The organism is Ruegeria sp. CL6, assembly GCF_056536465.1.
The window spans coordinates 139757-163716 of the sequence record NZ_JBQFPR010000005.1 but is presented as its reverse complement, the minus strand read 5'-3'; the positions used below and the strand labels follow the sequence as shown (position 1 = coordinate 163716).

Annotated in this window: 19 protein-coding genes; 8 read left to right on the top strand and 11 right to left on the bottom strand. The window is 55.9% G+C overall.

Translation table 11 applies throughout. The annotated features are described in order from the left end of the window. Nucleotides 1-8 precede the first annotated feature (8 nt). Together ACR0LH_RS15315 and ACR0LH_RS15310 are read right to left on the bottom strand one after the other, a co-directional pair. Nucleotides 9-2315, bottom strand: coding sequence for a Tex family protein (locus ACR0LH_RS15315; protein WP_480721597.1), 2307 nt, complete (start codon nt 2313-2315; stop codon nt 9-11). 64 nt (nt 2316-2379) lie between these two features. Beyond that, entirely contained in the window at nt 2380-3402 is a 1023-nt protein-coding gene (locus tag ACR0LH_RS15310) for an Ldh family oxidoreductase (protein WP_480721595.1), read from the bottom strand. Between the two features lie 183 nt (nt 3403-3585). On the opposite strand from ACR0LH_RS15310, the gene ACR0LH_RS15305 reads away from it, so the two are divergent. Beyond that, a complete protein-coding gene (locus ACR0LH_RS15305) occupies nt 3586-4668 on the top strand; it encodes a helix-turn-helix domain-containing protein (protein WP_480721594.1) in 1083 nt (360 codons plus the stop codon). Here the strand turns inward: ACR0LH_RS15305 and ACR0LH_RS15300 are convergent. Next, on the bottom strand, nt 4641-5531 hold the full coding sequence (locus tag ACR0LH_RS15300; RefSeq protein ID WP_170485914.1) for a LysR family transcriptional regulator: 891 nt from the start codon (nt 5529-5531) through the stop codon (nt 4641-4643). The genes ACR0LH_RS15305 and ACR0LH_RS15300 overlap by 28 nt on opposite strands. Nucleotides 5532-5636: 105 nt before the next feature. Between ACR0LH_RS15300 and ACR0LH_RS15295 the strand changes: the two genes are divergently transcribed. Then, complete coding sequence (locus ACR0LH_RS15295) at nt 5637-6521, top strand: phytanoyl-CoA dioxygenase family protein (RefSeq protein ID WP_480721592.1); 885 nt, start codon at nt 5637-5639, stop codon at nt 6519-6521. 8 nt (nt 6522-6529) lie between these two features. Here the strand turns inward: ACR0LH_RS15295 and ACR0LH_RS15290 are convergent, their stop codons facing one another. Continuing rightward, nucleotides 6530-7834: a UDP-glucose dehydrogenase family protein gene (locus ACR0LH_RS15290; protein WP_170559551.1), complete on the bottom strand. Its 1305-nt coding sequence runs from the start codon at nt 7832-7834 to the stop codon at nt 6530-6532. A gap of 158 nt (nt 7835-7992) precedes the next feature. Here ACR0LH_RS15290 and gmd point away from each other — a divergent pair, with 158 nt between their 5' ends. Together gmd and fcl are read left to right on the top strand one after the other, a co-directional pair. Beyond that, the gene (gene gmd, locus ACR0LH_RS15285) at nt 7993-9117 is read left to right on the top strand and encodes a GDP-mannose 4,6-dehydratase (RefSeq protein ID WP_480721590.1); all 1125 of its coding nucleotides are present in this window, start codon (nt 7993-7995) and stop codon (nt 9115-9117) included. Nucleotides 9118-9127: 10 nt separating this feature from the next. Then, nucleotides 9128-10105 carry a GDP-L-fucose synthase gene (gene fcl / locus ACR0LH_RS15280; protein WP_480721589.1) on the top strand — a complete coding sequence of 326 codons (978 nt, stop codon included), beginning with the start codon at nt 9128-9130 and terminating at the stop codon, nt 10103-10105. A 33-nt stretch (nt 10106-10138) separates the two neighbouring features. Here fcl and ACR0LH_RS15275 read toward each other — a convergent pair whose 3' ends face one another. The 7 genes from ACR0LH_RS15275 to ACR0LH_RS15245 all read right to left on the bottom strand — a co-directional run bounded on the left by ACR0LH_RS15275 (nt 10139) and on the right by ACR0LH_RS15245 (nt 19752). Beyond that, complete coding sequence (locus ACR0LH_RS15275; RefSeq protein ID WP_170485910.1) at nt 10139-11215, bottom strand: DUF2793 domain-containing protein; 1077 nt, start codon at nt 11213-11215, stop codon at nt 10139-10141. Between the two features lie 327 nt (nt 11216-11542). Then, entirely contained in the window at nt 11543-12436 is an 894-nt protein-coding gene (gene galU, locus ACR0LH_RS15270; RefSeq protein ID WP_170416057.1) for a UTP--glucose-1-phosphate uridylyltransferase GalU, read from the bottom strand. A 315-nt stretch (nt 12437-12751) separates the two neighbouring features. Continuing rightward, nucleotides 12752-14557 carry an ABC transporter ATP-binding protein gene (locus ACR0LH_RS15265; protein ID WP_170485909.1) on the bottom strand — a complete coding sequence of 602 codons (1806 nt, stop codon included), beginning with the start codon at nt 14555-14557 and terminating at the stop codon, nt 12752-12754. Nucleotide 14558: 1 nt separating this feature from the next. Continuing rightward, nucleotides 14559-15488, bottom strand: a complete 930-nt coding sequence (locus tag ACR0LH_RS15260; RefSeq protein WP_170416053.1) for an ABC transporter permease subunit — start codon at nt 15486-15488, stop codon at nt 14559-14561. Nucleotides 15489-15498: 10 nt separating this feature from the next. Next, the gene (gene oppB, locus ACR0LH_RS15255; RefSeq protein ID WP_170389023.1) at nt 15499-16422 is read right to left on the bottom strand and encodes an oligopeptide ABC transporter permease OppB; all 924 of its coding nucleotides are present in this window, start codon (nt 16420-16422) and stop codon (nt 15499-15501) included. 66 nt (nt 16423-16488) lie between these two features. Beyond that, nucleotides 16489-18117, bottom strand: a complete 1629-nt coding sequence (locus tag ACR0LH_RS15250; protein ID WP_170416051.1) for a peptide ABC transporter substrate-binding protein — start codon at nt 18115-18117, stop codon at nt 16489-16491. Between the two features lie 399 nt (nt 18118-18516). Further along, nucleotides 18517-19752: a lytic murein transglycosylase gene (locus tag ACR0LH_RS15245; RefSeq protein WP_170485908.1), complete on the bottom strand. Its 1236-nt coding sequence runs from the start codon at nt 19750-19752 to the stop codon at nt 18517-18519. Between the two features lie 185 nt (nt 19753-19937). Here ACR0LH_RS15245 and ACR0LH_RS15240 point away from each other — a divergent pair, with 185 nt between their 5' ends. The 4 genes from ACR0LH_RS15240 to ACR0LH_RS15225 are packed head-to-tail and all read left to right on the top strand — an operon-like array spanning nt 19938 to nt 23935. Continuing rightward, on the top strand, nt 19938-20900 hold the full coding sequence (locus ACR0LH_RS15240; protein ID WP_480681502.1) for a cytochrome ubiquinol oxidase subunit II family protein: 963 nt from the start codon (nt 19938-19940) through the stop codon (nt 20898-20900). Continuing rightward, entirely contained in the window at nt 20897-22987 is a 2091-nt protein-coding gene (locus tag ACR0LH_RS15235; protein ID WP_170485907.1) for a cbb3-type cytochrome c oxidase subunit I, read from the top strand. Before ACR0LH_RS15240 ends, ACR0LH_RS15235 begins: the two co-directional genes overlap by 4 nt. After that, nucleotides 22984-23616 (top strand): cytochrome c oxidase subunit 3, encoded by a 633-nt coding sequence (locus ACR0LH_RS15230; RefSeq protein ID WP_170416045.1) that lies wholly within the window; start codon nt 22984-22986, stop codon nt 23614-23616. The genes ACR0LH_RS15235 and ACR0LH_RS15230 overlap by 4 nt, the downstream gene beginning before the upstream one ends. Further along, nucleotides 23609-23935, top strand: coding sequence for a cytochrome o ubiquinol oxidase subunit IV (locus ACR0LH_RS15225; protein ID WP_480681499.1), 327 nt, complete (start codon nt 23609-23611; stop codon nt 23933-23935). The genes ACR0LH_RS15230 and ACR0LH_RS15225 overlap by 8 nt, the downstream gene beginning before the upstream one ends. Nucleotides 23936-23960 lie beyond the last annotated feature (25 nt).

The window sequence follows — 23960 nt, the reverse complement described above, 5'->3', positions numbered from 1 at the left end:
TGGCAAGATCAGCGGTTCTTCATCGCCGACTTTAGCGCATCGCCTAACGCGCTGTAGTGTGCATTTTTGCCAAATTTTGACCGTTGCGATCCCTTCGTCCCGGGTGCGGTTTGACTCTTCAACCGATCATGCGTTCCGAGTTTTTTGCTGCCTGTCGGCTTTCCATCCTTCCGCATGCTCAGTCCAATTCGCTTTCGACTAACATCAACCTCAACCACAGTGACCTTCACCACTTGCCCGGTTTTGACGACTTCGTGCGGATCTTCGACGAATCGATCGGCGAGTTGACTGACGTGGACCAATCCAACCTGGTGGACCCCAACGTCAACGAAAGCACCAAAGGCTGCAACGTTGGTCACTGTTCCTTCCAACGTCATACCTGGTTTCAGATCGGAAATATCTTCAACCCCATCTGCGAACGAGGCTGTCACGAAGCTTGGCCTCGGATCACGGCCGGGCTTCTCCAATTCAGAGAAAATGTCCCGAACAGTGGGCAAACCGAAGGTGCCATCCACGAATTGTTCGGCGCGCAATCCTTTTAGTGCACCTTCCTGGCCCATTATTTGACGAATGTCCCTCCCACAGGCCGCGACCACACGCCGAGCGACTTCATATGCCTCGGGGTGAACTGAAGACGCATCCAAAGGGTCTGCTCCGTCTCGGATACGTAGAAAACCAGCGCACTGCTCATACGCCCTCGGGCCAAGCCGTGAGACTTTCAAAAGCTCTTTCCTCGATTTAAACGCGCCATTTTGATCGCGGTGGGCAATAATGGCCTCGGCCAGCCCGGGGCCCAGGCCCGAGACATGTGAGAGCAAAGGGGCAGACGCGGTGTTCAGATCAACGCCAACAGCGTTCACAACATCCTCAATTACAGACTCCAGCGATTGCGACAAGCGATGCTGGTCAACATCATGTTGATATTGGCCAACGCCGATTGACTTCGGTTCAATCTTGACCAGTTCCGCCAGAGGGTCCTGCAAGCGGCGCGCAATTGAAACCGCGCCTCGCAGTGAAACGTCCAGATCGGGAAACTCTCGCGCGGCAAGTTCGGATGCAGAATACACAGAAGCCCCAGCCTCTGACACAACGACTTTGGTGGGGACTTTCGTCGATTTCGGCAACAGCTTGAGTGTATCTGAGACAAGCTTTTCTGTTTCGCGGCTTGCAGTTCCATTGCCTATCGCAATCAATTCAATTCCATGTGCCGCAACAAGGCTCAGAATTGCATGCTGCGCACCCCGTAGATCGTTTCGCGGTTGGAAAGGGTAGAGCGTATCCGTTGCCAAAACTTTTCCGGTCGCGTCAACCACTGCCGCTTTGACACCGGTCCGAATTCCTGGGTCCAACCCAAGCGTTGGTTTTTCCCCTGCGGGCGCTGCAAACAGTAAGTCCTTGAGGTTGCGAGAAAAAACCTGAATGGCATCCTCTTGGGCACGACTTCTCAACTCTGCCATAAGTTCGACCATCATCGACAAAGACAACTTGACCCGCCAAGTCCATCCGGCCACCTTGCGCAGCCAAACATCACCAGGTGCTTCCGTGCGGGTGTGTAGATGCGCCGCCACGATCGCCTCCGCCCGTGCGGCACCTGTTTCAGGGTCGGGCGCGATGTCCAACGTCACGATGCCTTCCTTCGAGGCACGCAACATGGCCAGTGCCCGATGAGATGGAGTTTTTGCCCACTGTTCCGAATGGCTGAAATAGTCGCTGAATTTCGCGCCCTCAGTCTGTTTGCCGTCAACGACTTTGGATGACAGCAATGCCTCTTTCTGCATAAATGTCCTGAGCTCACCCAGCAGCACAGCATTTTCTGTTAGCCGCTCGGTTATAATATCCCGCGCACCGTTCAGTGCGTCTTTGGGTGTCGCGACGGCCTCTGTCAGATAATCCCGAGCGAAGGTTTCCGGATCGGCGGCCCGATCCTCAAGAATTGCGTCGGCTAGCGGCTCAAGTCCGTTTTCCCGCGCAATCATCGCTTTGGTTCGACGCTTGGGTTTGTACGGCAGATAAATATCTTCCAACTGCGCCTTGGTATCCGCGCGTGAAATGGAACGCGCAAGATCCTCGGTCAATTTCCCTTGATCCTTGATCGAGTTCAGGATCGTCTCGCGTCGTGCGTCCATTTCCCGAAGGTACGTTAGACGGTCAGAAAGGTCGCGCAGTTGGGTGTCATCCAGCCCGCCTGTCGCCTCCTTGCGATAGCGAGCCACAAACGGGACAGTCGCACCTTCGTCCAGCAGCTTGACCGCTGCACCGACCTGTTCCGGGCGGGCGTTAATTTCAGTTGCGATAGTGCGGGTAATGCGGTCCAAGGGGGTCTCCTGAAAACGTTTGGAAAACCTTCTTAGCCAGCCACCTCAGCAAGTAAAAGAGGGGTCAAATCTGATGGGCGAGCGCTTGCAGATCATCATACAGAGATTTTGAGATTTCGACATAGCCGCGTGCCGCGTTCCGGGCGCGTGCCTCAAACCTTCGTTGGGACGGCAATCGAGCGCCCTGGTCGGTTATGTCAGCAAACAGACGCTCGGCCCGAGCGTCGTTTTCATGGATCTTTCCATCGCTGAATTGGGCTGGGTCAAAGGCCAGAATGATCTCGCCATGATAGGGGGCACCCCCTGTACCATCAGCGAATTCCATGCTTTCAAGACTGGTCAAATCGTCGATTAGCGGACCGGCCAGCAACTCGATCATGATTGACAGGGCAGAGCCCTTATAGCTGCCAAAGGTCAGCATCGCCCCGTCCATTGCAGCTTGGGGGTCGGTGGTCGGGTTTCCTTCACTGTCAATCGCGACACCCTCGGGCAACGGTTTTCCTGCGCGACGATAAAGCTCGATCTCGCCGCGCGCAAAGGCGCTTGTGGCGAAGTCAAAGGTAAACGGGTCTTTGTTCTGGCGTGGCCAGCTAAAGGCCAGGGGATTTGTGCCCAGGCTTCCGCGTGTCCCTCCGGCTGGCGCAACCCATGAATGGCTCGGTACCATTGCCATTGCAGCCAGCCCAGCAGAGGACAAACGTTCCACTTCGGGCCAGAGCGCAGAGAAATGAAAGCAGCGATTGATAACCATCGCCGCGATTCCGTGTCTGCGGGTTTTGTCTATCAAGACGGGCAGGGCGCTTTGGAACGCCAGCAGAGACATGCCGCCCTGCGCGTTCACTCGTACGATTGCCGTGTCAGACGCGGTAACCGCGGGTTTTGCCATGCCGTCGATTTTTCCGGATTTCATCGTGTCTGCACACATGTACAGGCGGAATAGCCCGTGGGATTGGCAGTCGTCGAACTGACATGTGATCAGGGTTTCCGCGATGGCCTCTGCATGGTCGGAACCAAACCCTGAACTGGTCAGTACAGTCAGGCACAGGTTTCGGGCTTCATCCGCTGTTAATTTGACCGTTTCGCTCATGCCCTGTGTCTCTCTCATTGCTTTGTGACAAGGGATAGCGCGGTGGGGTAGTCAAAGGGAACTACATAATTTTGGACAATGCGAATTTGACTGGCCGTGCTGTCCAGAGGTTTTGCCGGCCGCTTTCGTGGTGCCACAGAAAACGCCTTGTGAACTGGTTGAAATAGCCGAATTATACCGGTCATGACTTCAAACTCTGACAGGCCAGGTCAAGACGAGGACGACGAAACACTCGGTCCTCCCAGTATCTATGATGCTGACCCGCCGGAGGATGAGGATCTGTGGTTCATGCCGTTTGACGGCGAGGCAGAACCTGAGGACAACTTTCTGCCGCCAGGACCAAGGGAGGACCGCCGCCTGTTGTTTGATCCGCGAGACTGGCGTGCGGCTCAGGCTGAATTGTCATACGAATTGGCGGACCTGGCTGCGACATTCGGCGCGTTGGACGAACGTCTAAGAGCTGGTCCAAGAGGGTGGACCCACCGGCTTGCCCTTATGGATGTGTCGGATCTTGGGTGGTGGACGGGTGATCGCATCAGTGTTGATCGACTGGCTTTGTGGACCGGGCTGAGAATTGGCGCGACCGGTGATGACGTACAGGCGTTGTTCCGTGCTGGCTGGGCAGTGCGTCGTTTGACCTCGGGTGCTGGTCCCTCGGAAGGGGGATGGAGTACAGGTCTGACCGCGTTTCTGGATCGCATGGCACAAGGTCTGGACGATGTGCCCGAAGCGGTTGCTGACTTGGCCGAAGTGTTGGGCACTACCGAAGGTTTGCATCCGGTCACGCAGGCCGCGATTGGATTTCATGCGTGGCGTGCCTTGTCCGAGGGGGTTGGACAGGACACCGAGGCCGCGATCATAGCAGCAAGGCATGGCGCAACGATGGGCCGTGGCGGAGCGATGTTCATGCCTTTGGCTTTGTCCGGACCCGGTGCTCTGCGCGGTGTGGGTGCACCTGATGAAAAACTTTCCGCGTGGATCAGGGGGGCAGGACAGGCGGTTTTGGCAGGTCTGTTGCACCTTGATCGTGTGAACGCATGGGAGCAGCGCGCACGGGAGTCCATCCACGACCTAAGCGGACGCACGCCACCCTTGTTGATTGATGTTCTCAGGTCATGGCCAATGGTTTCAGCACCTCTGGCGGAGGAGTTGACCCAAGCGTCCCGGGCTGCAGTTCAACGCAATATCGCTCTCTTTACCGACCGTGGCTTGATCCGCGAAGTGACAGGGCAGGGGCGTTACAGGGTCTGGACGGCCGCGCTGTAGTCCATGATCCAATCGCGAAAGGCGCGGGCAGGGGGGCGAAGGGCCGAGCGTGACTGGTATATTAGGTGATACGCCTCCTGGCCCGGAACCGTGACATCTTCCAGACATGGGACAAGACCGGACAACGACATGATCCGGTCAGACGCCGGGGCGCGGGCCAAGGCAATGCCACCTCCGCTGGCGGACAGCTCTGCTGCCATGATCGAGTTATCGGCGAAGAAGTACTTGGCTTGCCCCGCTGGTAGTCGAAGGGTTTCAAACAGGTATGGCCAGCTTGCGCGGTGGGTGGATACCTCGATGAGTGTGAATCTGAACAAGTCTTGAGGCTCATTTATCTGGGCAGCCACTTCCAGAGGCGCAACAGGGTAGAGCTGCTCGCGAAACAGCTCGTCGCCTTCCGTGCCAAACAAGGATGGGTTTCCAAAAACGACCTGGAGGTCAGTGAACCGGTTGGCAAAGTCCAAGGTCGCGTTTCCGGTGGTTAGAGACAAGTTGATCTGGGGATATGACCCATGAAAATCCGGCAAGCCTGCTGCCAATATCCCATGCGCAAACAACAGCACGGATTGAACATAAAGCCGTTGTTCGCGGGTTTCCCCAAACAGTCCGGTCGTCGCAGTTTCAAGCATCAAAAGGGATTGCTGAACCGAAGGTAAATAGGCACGGCCAGCTTCGGTCAAGGTGACGGAATGTGGGTGTCGATGGAACAAGGGTGTCCCAAGCTGCGTTTCCAGCGCCTTGACCTGTTGGCTGACGGCTGCGGCCGACATGTTCAATTGCGTGGCCGCGCGGGAAAAGCTTTCGGTTCGCGCGGCTGCTTCAAACACGCGCAGCCAATTCAGGGAGGGGATACGGGTTGCCATGTGAAGCAGGCTAAGCTGAACTTAGTCTAACGGGCAAGAGTTCGCGTTCTGCCGATATCGAATTCTGCTTTAGCCTCTCCAATCATGCATCGGGGAGGAACGCGCATGTCTGATCAAACCGCTAAACACCAGTCCACTTTGACCCAGGCGCAATCGGCCCGGTACTGGGAAGACGGCTTCCTGTTTCCTCTAAGTGTATTGTCCGAGCAAGAAGCGTCCGAGATACGCGCCGAGTTTGAAGGGATTGAACGTGACTGGCGAGAAGCGAATCTTCCGCTGCCGTTGAATACATACAAGCGGGTGAACGCGCATCTCGTCATGCCCATCGCCGCGCGCATTGCGCTGGACGCCCGCGTTCTGGATGTGGTTCAGGGCGTCTTGGGGCCAGATATCATGGTCTGGTCAGCCGAGTTCTTTGTCAAAGAGCCGCACACCAAGCACACAGTCGGCATGCATCAGGACCTGACATATTGGGGTATGGGCGAAACACCGGATCAGGTGACCGCGTGGATTGCGCTGTCGCCCGCAACCGTGGAAAGCGGATGTATGGATTTTGTGCGGGAAAGCCACAAGAATCCAATTCTGCCGCATAACGATACGTATTCGGAAACCAACCTGCTGTCGCGCGGACAGGAGATCGCCGTCGAGGTCGCCGATGAAGACAAGACCCACATCGAATTGAAGCCCGGACAGATGTCCTTGCACCATGGGCTGACGATACATGGCTCAGGCCCGAACCGGTCAGATGACCGGCGAATTGGTCTGGCGATCCGATATCTAAATCCGAATGCAAGGCAACTGGTCGCTGAACGGGATTACGCCATGCCAGCGCGAGGCCGGGACGCACAAGGTAATTTTGTACATGTGGAACCCCCGAATGGGTTGTTCTCGAATGAGGCTCTGACCTTGTATGAGCAAGTCCGACAAGATCAAAGCAAGGCATTGGCGCAAGGCGCTGACAATTCGGTTCCGCTTTATGCCGCGACCTGAGCCGAGGATTACCGGCCGACGCCAACGTAGCTTTGAAAACCTGCTTTCTTGGCGGCCTCTTTGGAATAGATGTTGCGCAAATCGACCATCCGGGGCGATTTCATTGCTGATGCCAGTTCAGGCAGGTTGAGCGCGCGGAATTCATTCCATTCGGTCAGCAACACAACAACATCGGCTCCTTCAGCGGCAGAGTAGGGGTCGTTGTGCCACTCAACGCCGGGCAGCAGAGCCTCGCCTTCTGCATGACCTTGCGGGTCTACGACGCGAACCTTCGCTCCTCCGCCGATCAGGGCGGGCACGATCGTCAATGACGGCGCATCGCGCATGTCGTCCGTGTTGGGTTTGAAGGTGACGCCAAGGATAGCGACAGTTTTTTGATTAAAACGATCGTCGCAGGCGTCGCGAATCTTCTCGATCATCCGCTTTTTGACCCCCTCATTCACGCGAATAACCGTTTCGGTGATTTGCATGGGATACGCGTGTTCTTGTCCGATCCGAGCCAGAGCAGCGGTGTCCTTGGGGAAACAGGAGCCTCCGTAGCCGGGGCCGGCGTGCAGGAACTTGTTCCCGATCCGGCCGTCCAACCCTATGCCGCGCGCAACCTCTTTGACATCTGCATTCACACGTTCGCACAGCCCCGCTATTTCATTGATGAAGGTGATCTTGGTCGCCAGAAATGCGTTCGCCGCATATTTTATCATCTCGGCGCTTTCCAAATCCGTTGTCAAAATCGGAAAATCCCGCAGATAGAGAGGGCGATAAATCTCGGCCATGACTTCGGCGGCACGATCGTTTTCAACTCCGACGACAACTCGATCAGGTCGCATGAAATCGTCAATCGCCGCACCTTCGCGCAGGAATTCCGGATTCGAGGCGACGTCGAAATCGGCGTCGGGGTTGGCACCAGAAACAACCGCGTGAACCTGTCGGTTCGTTCCGACCGGGACCGTCGATTTGGTTACAATAACGGTATAGCCGGTTACGGCCCGTGCAATTTCTTCAGCAGCAGCCATGACATAAGTCAGATCAGCATGCCCATCCCCGCGGCGGGTTGGAGTACCGACTGCAATAAAAACGGCATCCGCCCCGTCCACGGCAGCGGCAAGATCAGTGGTGAAAGTCAGACGACCCGCAGCCACATTCTTGGCCATCAGCACATCAAGACCGGGTTCATATATCGGTATGTTTCCAGCCTTTAGTGTCTCGATCTTCTGGGCGGCTTTGTCGACACAAACCACGTCATGACCGAAATCCGAAAAACACACACCCGACACCAAACCGACATATCCGGTCCCGATCATCGCTATACGCATTTTTCATTCCCTTTCTCCGAAATGCCGGACTTGGCGCGTGCTCGCTCAGGAAAGTTCCGCTGCTTTCAGCGCATGCAGACGACCTAGGCTTGCAATCCGGGGTATCTTGCTGTTTCTGAGAGTGCAATCAACCAGATTGAGTTTTGTGGAACACGACAATGACAAAAACTGCACTAATAACCGGTATCACAGGGCAGGATGGGTCATATCTGGCCGAATTTTTGCTTGAGAAGGGCTATGAAGTTCACGGTATCAAGCGTCGGGCGTCCTCGTTCAATACCCAACGTATTGACCATATTTACCAAGACCCGCATGTCCCCAACCCAAGGCTGCACCTGCATTATGGTGACCTGAGCGATACATCCAACCTGACTCGAATCATTCAGGAGGTTCAGCCGGACGAGGTATATAACCTTGGGGCGCAATCTCACGTTGCGGTTAGTTTTGAATCGCCCGAATACACGGCCGACGTGGACGCGATCGGCACTTTGCGGTTGCTGGAAGCCATCCGGTTTCTTGGTCTGGAAAAGAAAACCCGTTTCTATCAGGCGTCGACATCCGAACTGTATGGTCTGGTTCAGGAAACCCCTCAGCGTGAAACCACGCCGTTTCACCCGCGTTCGCCTTATGCCGTTGCCAAATTGTACTCTTACTGGATCACGGTGAACTACCGCGAAGCGTATGGCATGTATGCGTGCAATGGAATCTTGTTCAATCATGAAAGCCCGCGCCGGGGTGAAACCTTTGTGACGCGCAAGATTACACGCGGTCTGGCAAATATCGCGCAGGGTCTCGAAAAGTGTCTGTACATGGGCAATATCGACAGCCTGCGGGATTGGGGCCACGCCAAGGACTATGTGCGGATGCAGTGGCTGATGTTGCAACAGGATCAGCCCGAAGACTTTGTGATCGCGACCGGCGTTCAATATTCCGTTCGGCAGTTTATCGAATGGTCTGCTGACGAGCTGGGTGTCTCGCTCGAATTCACAGGCGACGGCGTGGATGAGATCGCCACCGTCAAATCTGTTCGCGGTGACAAGGCTCCGGCGTTGAAACAGGGTGACGTGGTCATGCGCATTGATCCTCAGTACTTCCGCCCAGCCGAAGTCGAAACCCTGTTGGGCGACCCATCAAATGCCAAGAACAAACTGGGGTGGGAACCCGAGCTGACCGTTCAGGAAATGTGTGCCGAGATGGTGTCGGAAGACCTTAAAACAGCCAAACGCCACGCGCTGTTGAAAGAGCATGGGTTCGATCTCCCTGTCAGTCTGGAAAATGGCTGAGGTGGGGCGCGTGCGCAAAATATACGTTGCCGGGCATCGCGGTATGGTCGGGGGCGCAATCCTGCGCCGCCTACAGGACCGGCAAGCGGCGGGTGAAGCGCTTGAGTTGATCACGCGCACACATTCCGAACTTGATCTCACCGATCAGGCCGCAGTGCGTGATTTCATGCAGGCGGAACGCCCCGATGTGGTCATTCTCGCGGCTGCCAAAGTGGGTGGAATTCACGCGAATAATACATATCCCGCTGACTTTATTTATGAAAACCTGATGATCGAGTGCAACGTCATTCATCAGGCATTTGCCGCAGGCGTTACCTCTCTGCTGCAACTGGGTAGCTCGTGCATCTATCCGCGTGCTGTTGCACAGCCTATGCGCGAAGACGCCTTGCTGACCGGCGTGTTGGAGCCGACCAATGAGCCTTACGCAGTGGCCAAAATTTCCGGGATCAAACTGTGCGAAAGTTATAACCGCCAGCATGGGGTCGACTATCGATCGGTCATGCCCACAAATCTTTATGGACCCGGTGATAACTTTCACCCGGAAAACAGCCACGTTCTGCCCGCTTTGATCCGCCGTTTTCACGAGGCAAAGCAGGATGGTCTGGACGAAGTGGTGATTTGGGGATCAGGAAAACCACGCCGCGAATTCCTTCATGTAGACGATATGGCCGAGGCGTCGTTGTTTGTGCTCGACCTGCCGCGGGATGTTTACCAAGCGAACACTCAGCCCATGCTCAGCCACATTAACGTTGGCTGCGGTGAGGATGTATCCATCGCTGAACTGGCAGCGCTGGTGGCGAAAACGACAGGCTTCACTGGGCGGATTACGCAAGATGTCAGCAAGCCGGACGGGACCATGCGCAAATTGATGGATGTATCCCGGCTTGCTGATATGGGCTGGCGTTCTGAGGTCAGCCTTGAGGACGGTATTCGCGAAACCTACGCGTGGTTTCTGGATCAGGCCGAATCCGAACTTAGATCTAAGTAGTCGCCCAAACCAAGCGTTGGGCGAAACTGAAACTCAATTCCAACGACCGATCGCGGTGACCGTCGGAGCGCGGGGCGTTGTGTCGGACGCAGTGGAAAGCACTTTGTAGGAGACTTCAGTTTCGGTCGGGGCGTCGAATCCCAGGAACCGGCTGGTGCTGCTGCCGCTGCCGCTGACAGATGGTGTGGACCCGGAAGCAAACGCAATCGGAAAGGCCCAAACCTCTGATCCACTGGCGAACAAGGCCCCTTCGCTGGTGGTACAGTCAACCAGCCCAAGGACGGCGGTGCAGATCTGAGTTCCGTCCGCAAACCGGATATATTCCGCGTTGGGTGTCGTTCCGCGTTCGATGACAGCCCCGGTTGGTACGCCGCCACTTGCGGATACTGTGCCTAGCAAATTTCCGGGTCCGTATCCGAAATCCGCTCTCATCAAGCGGCCGGGGGTTGTGTCATCGGGGCTGGCCTGAATCGCCGCGCCGCTGGCAAGTGCGGTCGAGGGGTCAACGCTAAGTGCCTCGGTCCATGTGCCGCCGTCAGGTGAGACCTTGATGGAAAATCCTGTACTACCCGACAAACCCATCTCGGCGTGTCCTGTCCAGTTCGACTGAAACAGCAAGGAGGCGGTGTCAGCAGCGCTTGCCTTGTTGATTTTCAACTGATGCCCAGCTCCGTCGTGGCTGAACAAAGAGGCCGATGAACGCACAGACAGTCGGTTCGTCTCGTCGAAAACCGTCGCGATGCCCACACCGTTCAGATTCTGAGAAACGATAGGAGCGTCAATCCACTCGGCACCGTCCCATACAATCAGGCGGTGCTGGCTTTCGTCCCAAGCGCGCCATCCCGTGGCTGGTGTTGTGAAGTGCCACGCATTGTCCAGCCAAGCGGCCAGCTTTCCATCCTGACCGGCCCATTCCCCCGTAGAAGCAACGCCCAAGGCATAGACATCGCCTTGATCAGGGGCTGCGGGCGGATTGGTTGCTTCGGTTGACGAGAGGCTTAGTTGGACGATCAGATCCAGTTGCCGCAGGGCTTCGTTGTGGGTGACATGTTTCTGGGCTTGCGAGGGTTGAATGAACGGCAAGTCCAGTCGGGGCGAATTCTGTGACATGGTTGTCCTCCTGTGGCTGTCGCGCTGACATGTGTCGCGGGACACACTGGGCCGAGACGGATTAAACCGTTCTGATTGATGCGCACGCGCAGGAAGGATTCTGCTAATCCTTCTGATTTGCTTGGAAGGTTTCCAATCAAAGACAGAAAATTGGACCAATTCTGATCAGCATCGCCATTCGGCACTGAGCCTGACAATGAAGATATTGACTGACAATCGTGGGGGAAGTTTTTGTCAAAAGGGACGCGGTAGTCCGCGCCCCCATTGCGAGTTGAAGGTCTCTGTGGCGCTAGCCTTAGGCAAGTAGCGCGTTAAACGGTGGACACCTTACTGGGCCGCTTTATCTGCAGAGATAACTTCGTGAAGGTATTCGCGCAGGTCGTCGCGCAAATCTGGGCGAGAAAGCGCATAGGCGACGGTCGCCTGGAGGAAACCGGATTTTGAGCCGCAGTCAAATCGCTGACCTTCAAACTTGTAGCCAAAGACCGGAACGCCGTTGCCGATGTCTTCGGCAATCGCGTCGGTCAACTGGATTTCTCCGCCGCTGCCTTTTTTCTTCTGGTTCAGGTTGTACAGAACCGACGGCCCCAGGATATAGCGGCCGATAACAGCCAGATTTGAAGGCGCATCCTCGGGGTTGGGCTTTTCGACCATGCCTCGCGTGCGCACGACGGATCCGATGTTTTCACCAACGTCCAACACACCGTACGAGCGGGTTTTTTCTGGTGGAACCTCCATGGCCGCAACCATGTTGCCGCCCGTTTCCTCATATGCCTCTACCATTTGCTGCAGGCAGGGTTTGTCGGCTGCGATTACATCGTCCGGCAGCATCACGGCAAAAGGTTCGTCCCCAATAAGACGCCGTGCACACCAGACAGCGTGACCCAGACCCAGCGCTTTATGCTGGCGAATATACGCAATCGCGCCGCTTTCCATGTTGGTTGCGTTAAGGGTTTCCAACAGATCGGTTTTGCCCTTGGACTTCAGTTCTTGCTCTAGAATGTGGTTGTGATCGAAGTAATCTTCGAGTGCAGATTTCCCACGCGACGTCACGAAAATGAACTCGGTAATACCGGCTGCGCGCGCCTCATCGATGGCATATTGAACAAGAGGGCGATCGACCAGGGTCATAATCTCTTTTGGAACCGACTTTGTTGCGGGCAAAAACCGGGTACCCAGTCCCGCAACCGGGAAAATCGCCTTGGTGACCTTGCGTGCCATGTTACCTCTCAAGTTAATAAATTATTGCCCGAAAATCATAATGCTTTCGCGGCTTCCTCTTAGGCTGTGCGCCCAAAATGATCAACGTCATTCGGCGCGGTAAACTGTGTCAGGAGAAATCGTGCCACTGTGAGGAATGGGAGTCAAAACGATCTGCAGCACCATGCAGCAGTGGAGCCTTACTTTAGCGCAGGAATGGAAACAATAATATCAATTGGTGGGAAATTGATCGCTAAAATGTAGGCAATGCGGTCAATTTTTAGGCATAGTGAGAAGGAAGCCCAAAGCCAAAAGGCTGGCTCTGGGCTGGGTTGACTAGGCTTTGGCCATGATTGCCTCAAGCGGGTCGTGTTCAGCTACGAAATGATCAGGCTTTACCTCATTCAATTGAGGCACGTAATCCGTCTGCCCGGCAGATAAACGACTGGGCAAAAACCGTAGGGCAGCCTTTGGATCCATCGGAGACGGAAGCTCGCCCGGCAATTTCAGCCTCTGCCGACTGCGCTCTACATCCGGGTCCGGGATCGGCACGGCCGAAATCAACGACTTTGTGTACGGATGAATGGGGTCCGAACAAATGGTTTCACCATCACCCAGTTCGACGATTCGGCCGAGATACAGAACCATGATCCGATTAGATACGGCGCGAACCACGGACAGATCGTGGCTGATGAAGATCATCGACAGGCCAAACTCCTGCTGCAGTTCCCGCAGCAATTCGACAATCTGGGCCTGAATCGAGACGTCCAGCGCGGATACCGCCTCATCGCAAATGATCAGTTTCGGCTTGTTGATCATCGCCCGCGCGATTCCAACCCGCTGGTTTTGCCCTCCGGAAAGCTCATGCGGGTAGCGGTTGATCATGTTGGCCTTCAGGCCAACCCTCTCCATCATCTCGGCAACCATCTTTTTACGCTCCCGCTCGGTAAGGTCGGGGCGGTAGGTTTTAAGTGGTTCAGCGATCGAAGCTGAAATTGTCATCCGGGGATCCAGACTGGCCAGCGGGTCTTGGAACACGATCTGCAAATCCTTGCGGTACTTGTTCAGCTCGGCCCGTTTCAGCCCAACGATGGGGTGACCCAGCCAGCTAACATTGCCGCCGCTGGGTTCGATCAGCTGCAGTACGGCCCGCGCCAATGTCGATTTGCCACAACCCGACTCACCCACGACACCCAGGGTCTCGCCCTTGCGGATGTCAAAAGTCACACCATCAACAGCTTTCAGAGGTACCTTGCGACCAAACAAGCCGCCAGAGACGTGGATCGGGAAATGCACTTTGACGTCATCGACCTCAAGCAGAGGTTCTTCGGTCTTGCCCAGAGCCTTGGGTGCGTCCCCGGCATCGATGCGCGGCATCGCTTCCAGCAGGGTGCGGGTGTATTCGTGCTGCGGAGCGCGAAAGATTTCACGCGTCTCGCCAGCTTCGACAAACTGCCCCAGACGCATCACCTGAATTCGATCGCACATGCGGGCGACAACGCCCATGTCATGCGTGATCAGGGCGATGGCCGTGCCTTCGTCCTTTTGCAGGCGGACCATCAGGTCCAGAATGTCTGCCTGAACCGTCACATCCAGCGCAGTTGTCGGTTCGTCCGCGATCAGCAGTTTGGGACTGCACAGCATCGACATTGCAATCATGACCCGCTGACGCATGCCGCCTGACAGTTCATGCGGGTATTGGTCCAGACGTCGTTTCGCCTCGGGGATGCGAACGCGATCCAGCCACTCGAGGCATCGGGCGCGGGCCGCATTTCCCTGCAACCCTTCGTGGACCTGCAGCACTTCGCGCATTTGCTGACCGATGCGCAAATGCGGGGTCAATGCTGTCAGCGGATCCTGAAAGATCATACCAACATCGTCGCCCCGAATCTGGTTCAGCTTGTTAACGGGCAGGTTCAGGATCTCTTTGCCGTTCAGCAAGGCCGACCCGGTGGCGCGCCCGGCCGGAGGCAGCAACCCCATCGCAGCCATAAATGTCTGGCTTTTACCGGATCCGCTTTCGCCAACGATGCCGAGGCACTCGCCTGGATTGATGTCAAAGCTGATGCCCTTGACGGCTTCGACAACACCATCCGGTGTATCGAATTGCACACTCAGGTCCTTTACAGAAAACAGACTCATATCAGCGATCCTTCGGGTCCAGAGCGTCACGCAGGCCATCCCCGATGAAGAACATCGTGATGATGATGGCGACGTAGAATGTCAGGGGGAATATCAATTGCCAGAGGGTTCCGTAGCCCATAGTACCAGCACCCTCGGCGATCAGACGGCCAAGTGAGGTATAGGGTTCCGAAATTCCCAATCCAAGGAATGAGATGAAACTTTCGGTCAGGATCATCTCGGGCACCAGCAACGAGGCATAGACGATCACAACACCCAGCAGGTTCGGCAGGATGTGGCGATACATGATGGTGAACTCACTGACGCCAGCGGCGCGGGCGGCCTCGATGAATTCACGGTTCTTCAGGGTTAGTGTCTGCCCGCGAACGATCCGCGCCATGGTCAGCCACCCCACCGCGCCAAGAGCGATGAACAGCATGAAGAACGACCGGCCTGCCACGACCAGAAGCAGGATGATGACCAGCGTGGCCGGGATCGCCAGCAAGATGTCAACGAAACGCATCATGATGCCGTCGGTACGGCCACCGATATATCCAGCCGCAATCCCATAGCAGGTTCCCACGATCAGCGCGGTTGCGGCCCCGATCAGCCCCACCAAAAGCGACGTGGTGGTCGCCTGAATGACTCGGCTATAGAGGTCGCGCCCCAGATCATCGACGCCAAAGAAATGCCCGGTCTCGACCGAGGGCATCCCCATGCCCCGGACGTCACCCATGACGTTCCAGTCGATTTCTTCGTTGTTCCAGACGGCAAAATAAGGCCCGATAAGGGTGAACAGTACGATCAGACCCAGAATGAACAGACTGGCCATTGCAGCCTTGTTTCGGACAAATCGCATACGCGCGTCCTGCCAGAGCGAGCGGCCCTGAATAACCGTGTAGTCGGTGATATCCTCGGCCAGATGCGCGGCTTTTTGTGATTTTCCAAGCATAGCCGGCCCCTCAGTAACGAATTTTCGGATCGAACCAGGCGTAGGCCAGGTCGGTCAGCAGGTTTACCAGCACGGTCAGGACGCCATAAAGGATCGTGACGCCCAATAGCACGGCATAGTCTCGCGAAAGGGCGGACCCCACATAGGCTTGGCCCAACCCACCGGTTGAGAAGTAGATGTCGACGAAGACCGAACCGGTCAGAACGTAGACAAAAACCGGCCCAAGATAGGATACGACCGGCAGAAGTGTAGGTTTCAGCGCGTGCCGCCAAATGACGGTCCTTGTCGGTAAGCCCTTGGCACGTGCGGTGCGGATGAAGTTCGAGTTCAGAACTTCCAGCATCGAGGACCGGGTGATCCGTGCGATCGACCCCATGTAAGAGGTCGCCAATGCGATCACCGGCATGATCAGGTACTGCCATTGCCCGCCATTCCAGCCGCCCCCGGGCAACCAGCCCAGCCAAAGGGTGAAGGTCAGGATCAGGATCGGCCCCATGATGAAGTTCGGCAGCGCTTGTGCCGCGATCCCCAGACCAACTGCGAAATAGTCGATCCAGCTGTTGTGCTTGATCGCGGCGGCGATTCCAAGACTGACACCCACGGCAGTGGCGACAAGGAAGGACAGCGAGCCATAGGTCAGCGAGATCGGAAAGCCCTGCGCGATGATGTCATTCACGTCGCGGTCCTTGAACTTGAAGGACGGGCCGAAATCGAAATGCACGACGATGTTGTACAGATAGTCCCAAAGCTGTTTCCACAGCGGTTGGTCCAGCCCGTAGCGCGCCTCGATATTGGCCAGAACCGCCGGCGGCAGGGGCCGCTCTGACGTGAATGGCCCGCCGGGTGCGAAGTGCATCAAAAAGAAACTTGCAACGATCAGCAAAAGGATCGTTGGGACGGCGATCAGTAACCGCCGGACGATATAGGCAAGCATTTCATGCCCCCAAATATTGGCTTTGCCCCAAAGAAGTCTCCGGGGCAAAGCGTGATCAACAGATGATTACTCAGCGATTTTGTAGAGGTTCTTGGAATACCAGTTCTGCTCTACGTTATTGACCGGCCAGTTCCCGACATCGCTGTCCATCATGTAGACGCCAGCATAGTGATAGATCGGGATTACAGGGGTCTCTTGTGCGATGATCCGCTCGACCTCGGTGTACAGAGGTGCTGCGTCATCGGCGGTTTTGGCTGAAGCCAGAAGTTCATCAACCTTGGCGTTGTTGTATTTGCCGTCGTTGTAGCCGGAATCCGACTGCAGCAAATCCAGGAAGGTTGAGGCTTCGTTATAGTCGCCACACCAAGCGCCACGGGCCAGATCGAAGTTCTGGTTGCCGCGCTCCTCCAGGAAGATCTTCCATTCCATGTTGGCAAGTTCGGCGTTTACACCCAGTTTCTGCTTCCACATCTGGCTGAGCGCCACAGCGACTTTCTTATGAGCTTCCGAGGTGTTGTAGACCATCTCAAAGCTCAGCGGATTGTCAGGACCGTAACCTGCGGCAGCCAGCAGTTCCTTGGCCAGCTCGTCGCGTTCCTGCTGAGACATCGAGGCCATTTCAACTTCGGGAACCGTAAACCCGGCGGTTGCCTCAGGCGCAAAGGTGTAAGCCTGAGGCTGGCCACCTGCCATGATGTTTTCAGTGATGATCTTGCGATCTACGGCCAGCGACAGCGCTTGGCGGACATTCGGGTCCTTGAACGCTTCGGGGCCACCGTCGGACAGGTTGAACGTGTAGTAATAGTTGCACAGACGCGGGAAGCTGATGGCTTCGTCGGGGTGCTCTTTCTGAAGGCGTGGGAACTGACCTGCGGGAACCTCGGTGCGGTCCAGCTCACCGGCCAGATAACGGGTCAGGGCGACGTTTTCGTCGTTGATCACCAATGCGACAACCTTGTCGACGATGGTGTTGTCATTGTCCCAGTACATCTCGTTGCGCTCACGAACCGAGCGTTCCTGCGGCAGGTGTTCGGTCAGAACATATGCCCCGTTCGAGACGATGTTTTCAGGCTTGGTCCACGCGTCGCCGAATTCTTCGATGACTTTCTGCGGGGCGGGGAAAGTCGTGGAATGCGTGGTCATCTGCGCGAAATAGGGCAGAGGGGCGCTCAGCTTGACTTCAAGCGTGTGGTCGTCGATCGCTGTGACGCCCAGCTCATCCACTGGCTTGTCGCCTGCAATGATTTCGGCCGCGTTTTCAATCGACATCAGTTCCATGAACCATGCGTAAGGCGAGGACAGGGCCGGATCGACAGCGCGCTTCCAGGCAAAGACAAAGTCACCAGCGGTTACCGGGTCGCCGTTGGACCACTTGGCGTCATCGCGCAGGGTAAATGTGTAGACGTCTTTGGTATCGTTGGTGGTGAATTCGGTGGCTACGCCGGGAACCAGATTGCCGTCTTCGTCCTGATTCATCAGACCTTCAAACAGGTCGCGCACAATCTCGGCGCCCGATACGTCCTCGACGACCTGCGGATCGACCGAGCTGTGTTCGTCCAGAATACGATAGGTGAATGTCTGGTCATCCGCCAATGCTTCGCCGGTTTCAGGATGAGTGCCGGCGGCGAATGCCGCGCCGGTGATCATGGTCGAGGTCAGCAGCCCCGCCAGCGTTGTCCGAATGTGCTTGTTCATGTTTTTCTCCCATTTTTTGGCGGAAATTCGCGCGCGTTCGATCACGATCGCGGCGGGCCACCTTGTTTGCCCGACGTTGAAAGGGTTCTGAGCGGGTTCAAGTTCTGCTTCGTCAGATCGCAAGGAACACCGCGCGGCAGTCTTTCGGTTTTCAGTCGGGAACGCAGTTGCGAAAGTCGCCTTTCACTGACGCTGACGTTGGCATTATTTAAAAAAAGGTTAAAGCCTCTGCCTGCAAATTAGGCAGTTGTATGCGAATTGTGAAGAAAACCGGGGATTGCTGGAAATATTATGATGAAACTTGGCGGCTTCCAGACACATTTGTGAAAGGCTTCGATAAGGGATCGGTCGGTTACGCAAGGTAAGACTTTTTGGCGAGGGTGGCTCAAGCGCGAATCGCTAGGGTACCAATGCTGATTTCATGCTCTTGTCCGGGAAACATGTTGGCGATTGGCCCGTCGCCTGCTGCCAGCGTCCGATTGACCGCCGCGTCTTGAAGCCCGGTAAGCCATCCGCGCCGCCAACGTCATGGCCTTGCTGTTCCAGGGCGATTTGCATCGCTGCGATATCAGACCTGTAAAGATTTCCGACTTTGCCCCAACGCCCCTGAAAATCTCCGACACCGTATTGAATTCGATCACCGACATGTCCGACAAAAAGGGCGTAAAGATCGCTCTTGTTGTATTCTTTCAGCACATAGAAATTTTCGGTCACCAGAAATGCGGGACCATTTCGACCGGCAGGCATCATTAGGAAGCCTTGACCCGAAAGTTCATGCTTGGGAAAGGGTCTGCCAGAAACCCGCGAAATACCCATCTTGGCCCAGTCCTTGATTGGGCGCCCCTGATCCGGCCCTTCAAGGGCGCAAGATACCGAGCTGGGGACAGTGACCTCAAACCCCCAGTCGCGATCTGCGATCCAGCCATGTTGGTCAAGGTAGTTGGCTATGGACGCGATCGTGTCCTCGGGCGAAGCCCAGATGTCGGCGCGCCCGTCACCGTTTCCGTCCTTGGCATAGGTTAGAAAATTCGATGGCATGAACTGCGGCTGACCCAGCGCACCGGCCCAGCTGCTTTTCATCACCCCCGGAGGAGCATGTCCGGCTTCGGCAATCTGCAAGGCAGAGATCAGCTCGCTGGTGAAATAATCTGCTCGGGTGCTCATGAACCCTTTGGTCCCAAGAACTCGAAAAACATTGTGGCGGATTGGAACCTGACCGTAACCGCTCTCACGGCCCCAGATGGCCAGAACGATGCGTGACGGAACACCGGTTTTTGCCTCTACCCGAGAAAGCGTCGTTGCATGGCGTTGCGCCATCTGGCGCCCTATGGACGTGGCCCCTTGTACGGTGCCTGCCTTGAAGTATCGACCAGGTGACCCAAACTCTGCCTGTTTTTGCTGTTTGGGTATTTGGGCTGACCCTCCCGGAGGCACGAGATCGGGCAATTTCCAGTTAAGGGTCACTCCATCGAAAGCACGGTTCATCGTCTGCTTGGAGACACCCTTGGCTTTGGCCTGTGGCCATATGGTTTTAGTCAACCAATCCTGAAACTGCTGTTCGACCGCCCCGCGATCCAGGGCAGCCGCGTTCGTGGAAAGAAACAACAGGCCAAGGGTGAAAAGAAGCCAACGCATCGGAAAAAGGTCTCGCGCCCAAAAGAGTAAGTCAACAGTGCCGTTTTCCACGATTTGATTGTGCGTATTTCCGCGGTTGATCACACAAAGTGGCGAACAATTTCCGGTTTCGCAAAAAACCTTGAGAAAACTTGGAACTCTGCCGATAGTTGGCTGCAAATGGAGGCAGGAGAGGATCGTAAGGAGTGGCCAGTTACAGGTTTTCATTTGCCTTGCAGCCTATCCTGATCGCCATCGTGCTGATTTCAGCCTGCGCGCAAGCATCTTGGGCCAGTGACAGTTTTCTGGACCCTGTTGGCCCAATTGCGGAAGTTCAGAGGCTTCATCTGCTACGCGCAACGGTTTTGATTTTGATTGCTGTCGTTCCAGTCTTGGTTTTTGTGCCAGTGATTGTTTGGCGCTATAGACGGCGCACTACCGCTAGCTCAACCTATCGACCCAAGTGGGATTTTTCGGCCCGTCTGGAATTCGTCATGTGGGGCGTTCCGGTTCTCATCGTTGCGATCCTGTCATTTTACCTATGGAAAGCAACGCATCGTTTAGATCCTTATTCTGCGGAATTCGGTGAAACGCCTGCCTTGAACGTGCAGGTCGTAGGATTGGATTGGAAGTGGTTGTTCATCTATCCGGACCTTGGGATCGCCAGCGTCGGAGAAATGGCAGTACCTGTCAAACAACAGGTTGCGCTGACACTGACAACGGACACAGTGATGCAGTCCTTCATGATCCCCGCTCTGGCCGGTCAAATCTACGCTATGCCGGGAATGACAACCAAGCTGCACATCGTGGCGGATACCCCGGCGACCATGCAGGGCGAAAACACGCAGTATAATGGCCGCGGGTTCACCAAGCAGAAGTTTCAGACTCTTGCCATGTCGCCACAGGATTTCGATCACTGGGTTGAAACCGTGCGCACCAGCGGTATTCCCTTGGCCGCGGACACCTACAGGGTACTGGCCATGCGTTCTGACCGGGATGAAGTTCAGGCCGCGCTTGGCACGCCGGAAATGCCTGACAAAGCGCTGTATTTCACCCTTGAGGAAAGCGATCTATTCGCATCCATCCTGCATCGGTATCACCAAGGTGCACCTTTGACCGCCGATCAGCAGCCCGGAACCGCACAATTCGGGCAGGAGGCACAGCAATGAGCTTTGCGGACAGTGGTTTCTTTGGCCGACTAAGCTGGGAGTCGTTCCCTCTGGCGGGCCTTATACAAACTCCGAACGCGAATGAGATCGTCGCCAATGCCGCTGCGGGCGTTGTGATTATCGGTATTCTGGTCGTTGTCGGCGCCCTGACATGGTTCCGCCTTTGGGGACTGCTTTGGCGCGATTGGCTGACAAGTGCAGACCACAAGAAAATCGGCATCATGTACATTGTCTTCGCAATTGTGATGCTGGCGCGCGGTGTTCTTGAAGGTGTTGTCATGCGCGCGCAACAAGCAGCGGGTCCGGGGGACGGATTTCTGGAAGCGGACCACTTTGCCGAATTGTTCAGTACGCATGGCACTATCATGATCTTTTTCGTGGCCGTGCCATTTGTCTTCGGATTGGCGAATTTTCTGGTTCCCTTGATGATTGGCGCGCGCGACGTCGCTTTTCCCGTGATGAACCAGATCAGTCTTGGCCTGACGGTCTCGGCCGGGATGATGCTGATGGTTTCTTTGCTTGTAGGCGAATTCTCGACCGGGGGCTGGACGGCTTACCCGCCCTATACGGGGGCCGCTTTCAATCCGGGCGTTGGGCCGGACTACTGGATATGGGCAATCGTTGTTTCCGGTATCGGTACGACGCTGACCGGGATCAATTTCGCGGTCACGATCTATAAGTTGCGTGCACCGGGCATGAAATTCATGCGTTTGCCGATGTACTGCTGGACGATTATCTGCAGCTCTATCCTGATCGTGTTTGCGATGCCACCGCTGGGTGTCGCGGCGCTGATGCTGGCCGCCGACCGGTATCTGGATTTCCACTTCTTCACCAATGACCTTGGCGGCAACATGATGAACTATGCCAATCTGTTCTGGCTGTTTGGGCACCCCGAGGTCTATTTGCTGGTCCTGCCCGCATACGGGATTTATTCCGAGGTGTTCGCAACGTTCTCGGCCAAGCGGCTTTATGGCTACAACTCGCTGGTCATTGCGACGATGTCCATTGCCGTGCTGTCGTTCACCGTCTGGCTGCACCACTTCTTTACAATGGGTCAAAGCGCGCTGATCAATGCGGTCTTTGGCATTGCGACCATGCTGATCGCCATCCCCACCGGGGTAAAAGTGTATGATTGGATGGCGACCCTGTTCCGTGGGCGTATTCGGTTCTCAGTGCCGATGCTCTATGGTTTGGCGTTTCTGATGCTCTTTGTCATCGGGGGTCTTTCGGGGGTGATCCTTGCGAACCCAACCGTGGATTATCAGGTTCACAACACGCTGTTTCTGGTTGCCCATTTCCACAACGTCCTGCTGCCCGGGGTCCTGTTTGGCCTACTGGCAGGGTATAATTACTGGTTCCCCAAAGCCTTCGGGTTCCGCCTGAACGAATCCTGGGGCCGCATCACGGTTGTCCTGTGGACGGTCGGTTTCATGCTGACGTTCCTACCCCTCTACTTTGTCGGCCTGATGGGGATGCCACGTCGGTCTTTCAGTTGGGAAGACCCGAGTTTTCATCCCTATATGATCGTGGCCGTTTTGGGGTCGGTGGTCATCTTGTGTGCCCTGCTTGCGGTGGTGGTGCAATTGTGGGTCAGCATTCGAGACCGTGAGAAAACCCGCGTGCCTGTTGGCGACCCGTGGGATGCGCGTACGCTGGAATGGTCCATCCCAGCACCGCCACCGCCGTATAACTTTGCCATTATTCCGCATGTCACCGACCGCGATGACTTTGCCGCCGCAAAGGAAAGGGGCGAGGCTTATCCAGCACCCGAAGCCTATGAGGACATCAGCCTGCCGCGCAATACGCGGATTGGTTTCACGCTCTGCGTCCTCAGCGGTGTCTGGATGTTTGCCTTGGTGTGGTGGATCTGGTGGTTGGCAGCGCTGGTCACCATTCTGATGCTGTTGTCCTTCGTTGCGTGGACTTTCAAAACGGATATCGAAGAGGTTATTCCGGCAGCTCAGGTGCAAAGGGAACATGAGGCCTGGCTGGATCTTGTCCACGCCTCTGCCCCGATCAATCGGGACTTTGAATTCTCTTCGGATAACCGGGGGCGCGCGGGTCCGGACTTGGAGGTCGCCACATGAAGCGCGCTCCAACACACAGTTATCCCGGCCTGAACCTTGGTCGGCGGCATCCGGGCGCTGACAAAGCCAGCGAAGTCGTCACGTTTGGCTTCTGGGTCTTTCTGATGAGCGATCTGGTCTATTTCGGGCTGATGTTCGCCATATACATCACAATGATCGACGCACAGGCGGGCGGGCCGGGACCGCACGAACTTTTTGACCTCAAAAGCATCTTTGCACAGACCCTGATCCTGTTGACCAGCAGCCTGACGGTCGGGCTGGCAATGCTGGCATTGAAATACAACCTGCCGCGTTCGCGCATCGTTTTGTGGTTTGGCGTGACCTTGGTTCTGGGACTCAGCTTTCTGGTGTTGGAAATCCGGGACTTTATCGCGATGGCGGACAAAGGCGGTATCCCACAACGCAGTGGGTTTTTGTCCGCGTTTTACGGTCTTGTTCCGCTGCATGGTTTGCACGTTGCTGCCGGGTGTCTGTGGCTGATCGTGTTGGGTGTCCAACTGCGACTGATGGGGCTGACGGATTTGCTGATGTCGCGCGTGGTCCGGCTGGCGCTGTTCTGGCATTTCCTCGACCTGATCTGGATCGGGATAATTACGATCGTTTATTTCGGAGGTCTGACCTATGGATAGACGCAGCGAAATGCACAGGCGAGAGAGGCGGCGCTATGTGATTGGCTACGGCGGTTCACTGTTCCTGACCATAGCCGTCTTCACCGTCGCTTATGTCTTCGGGATCGAGACAAAGGGCGTCTACCTGACAATCGGCTTACTGGGGTTGGCGCAGCTTGTCCTTCAACTGGTCTATTTCCTTCATATCGACCGTCGACGCAGCAGTCGCGAAGACTTGGACTTGGTGCTGTTTTCTACATTGGTCCTGCTGATCATTATCGTCGGAACCGTATGGATCATGGGCAACCTTGCGGTCCGCATGCATACCTATCCAATGTGATCAAAACGCGATTGAGCAAGGAGAT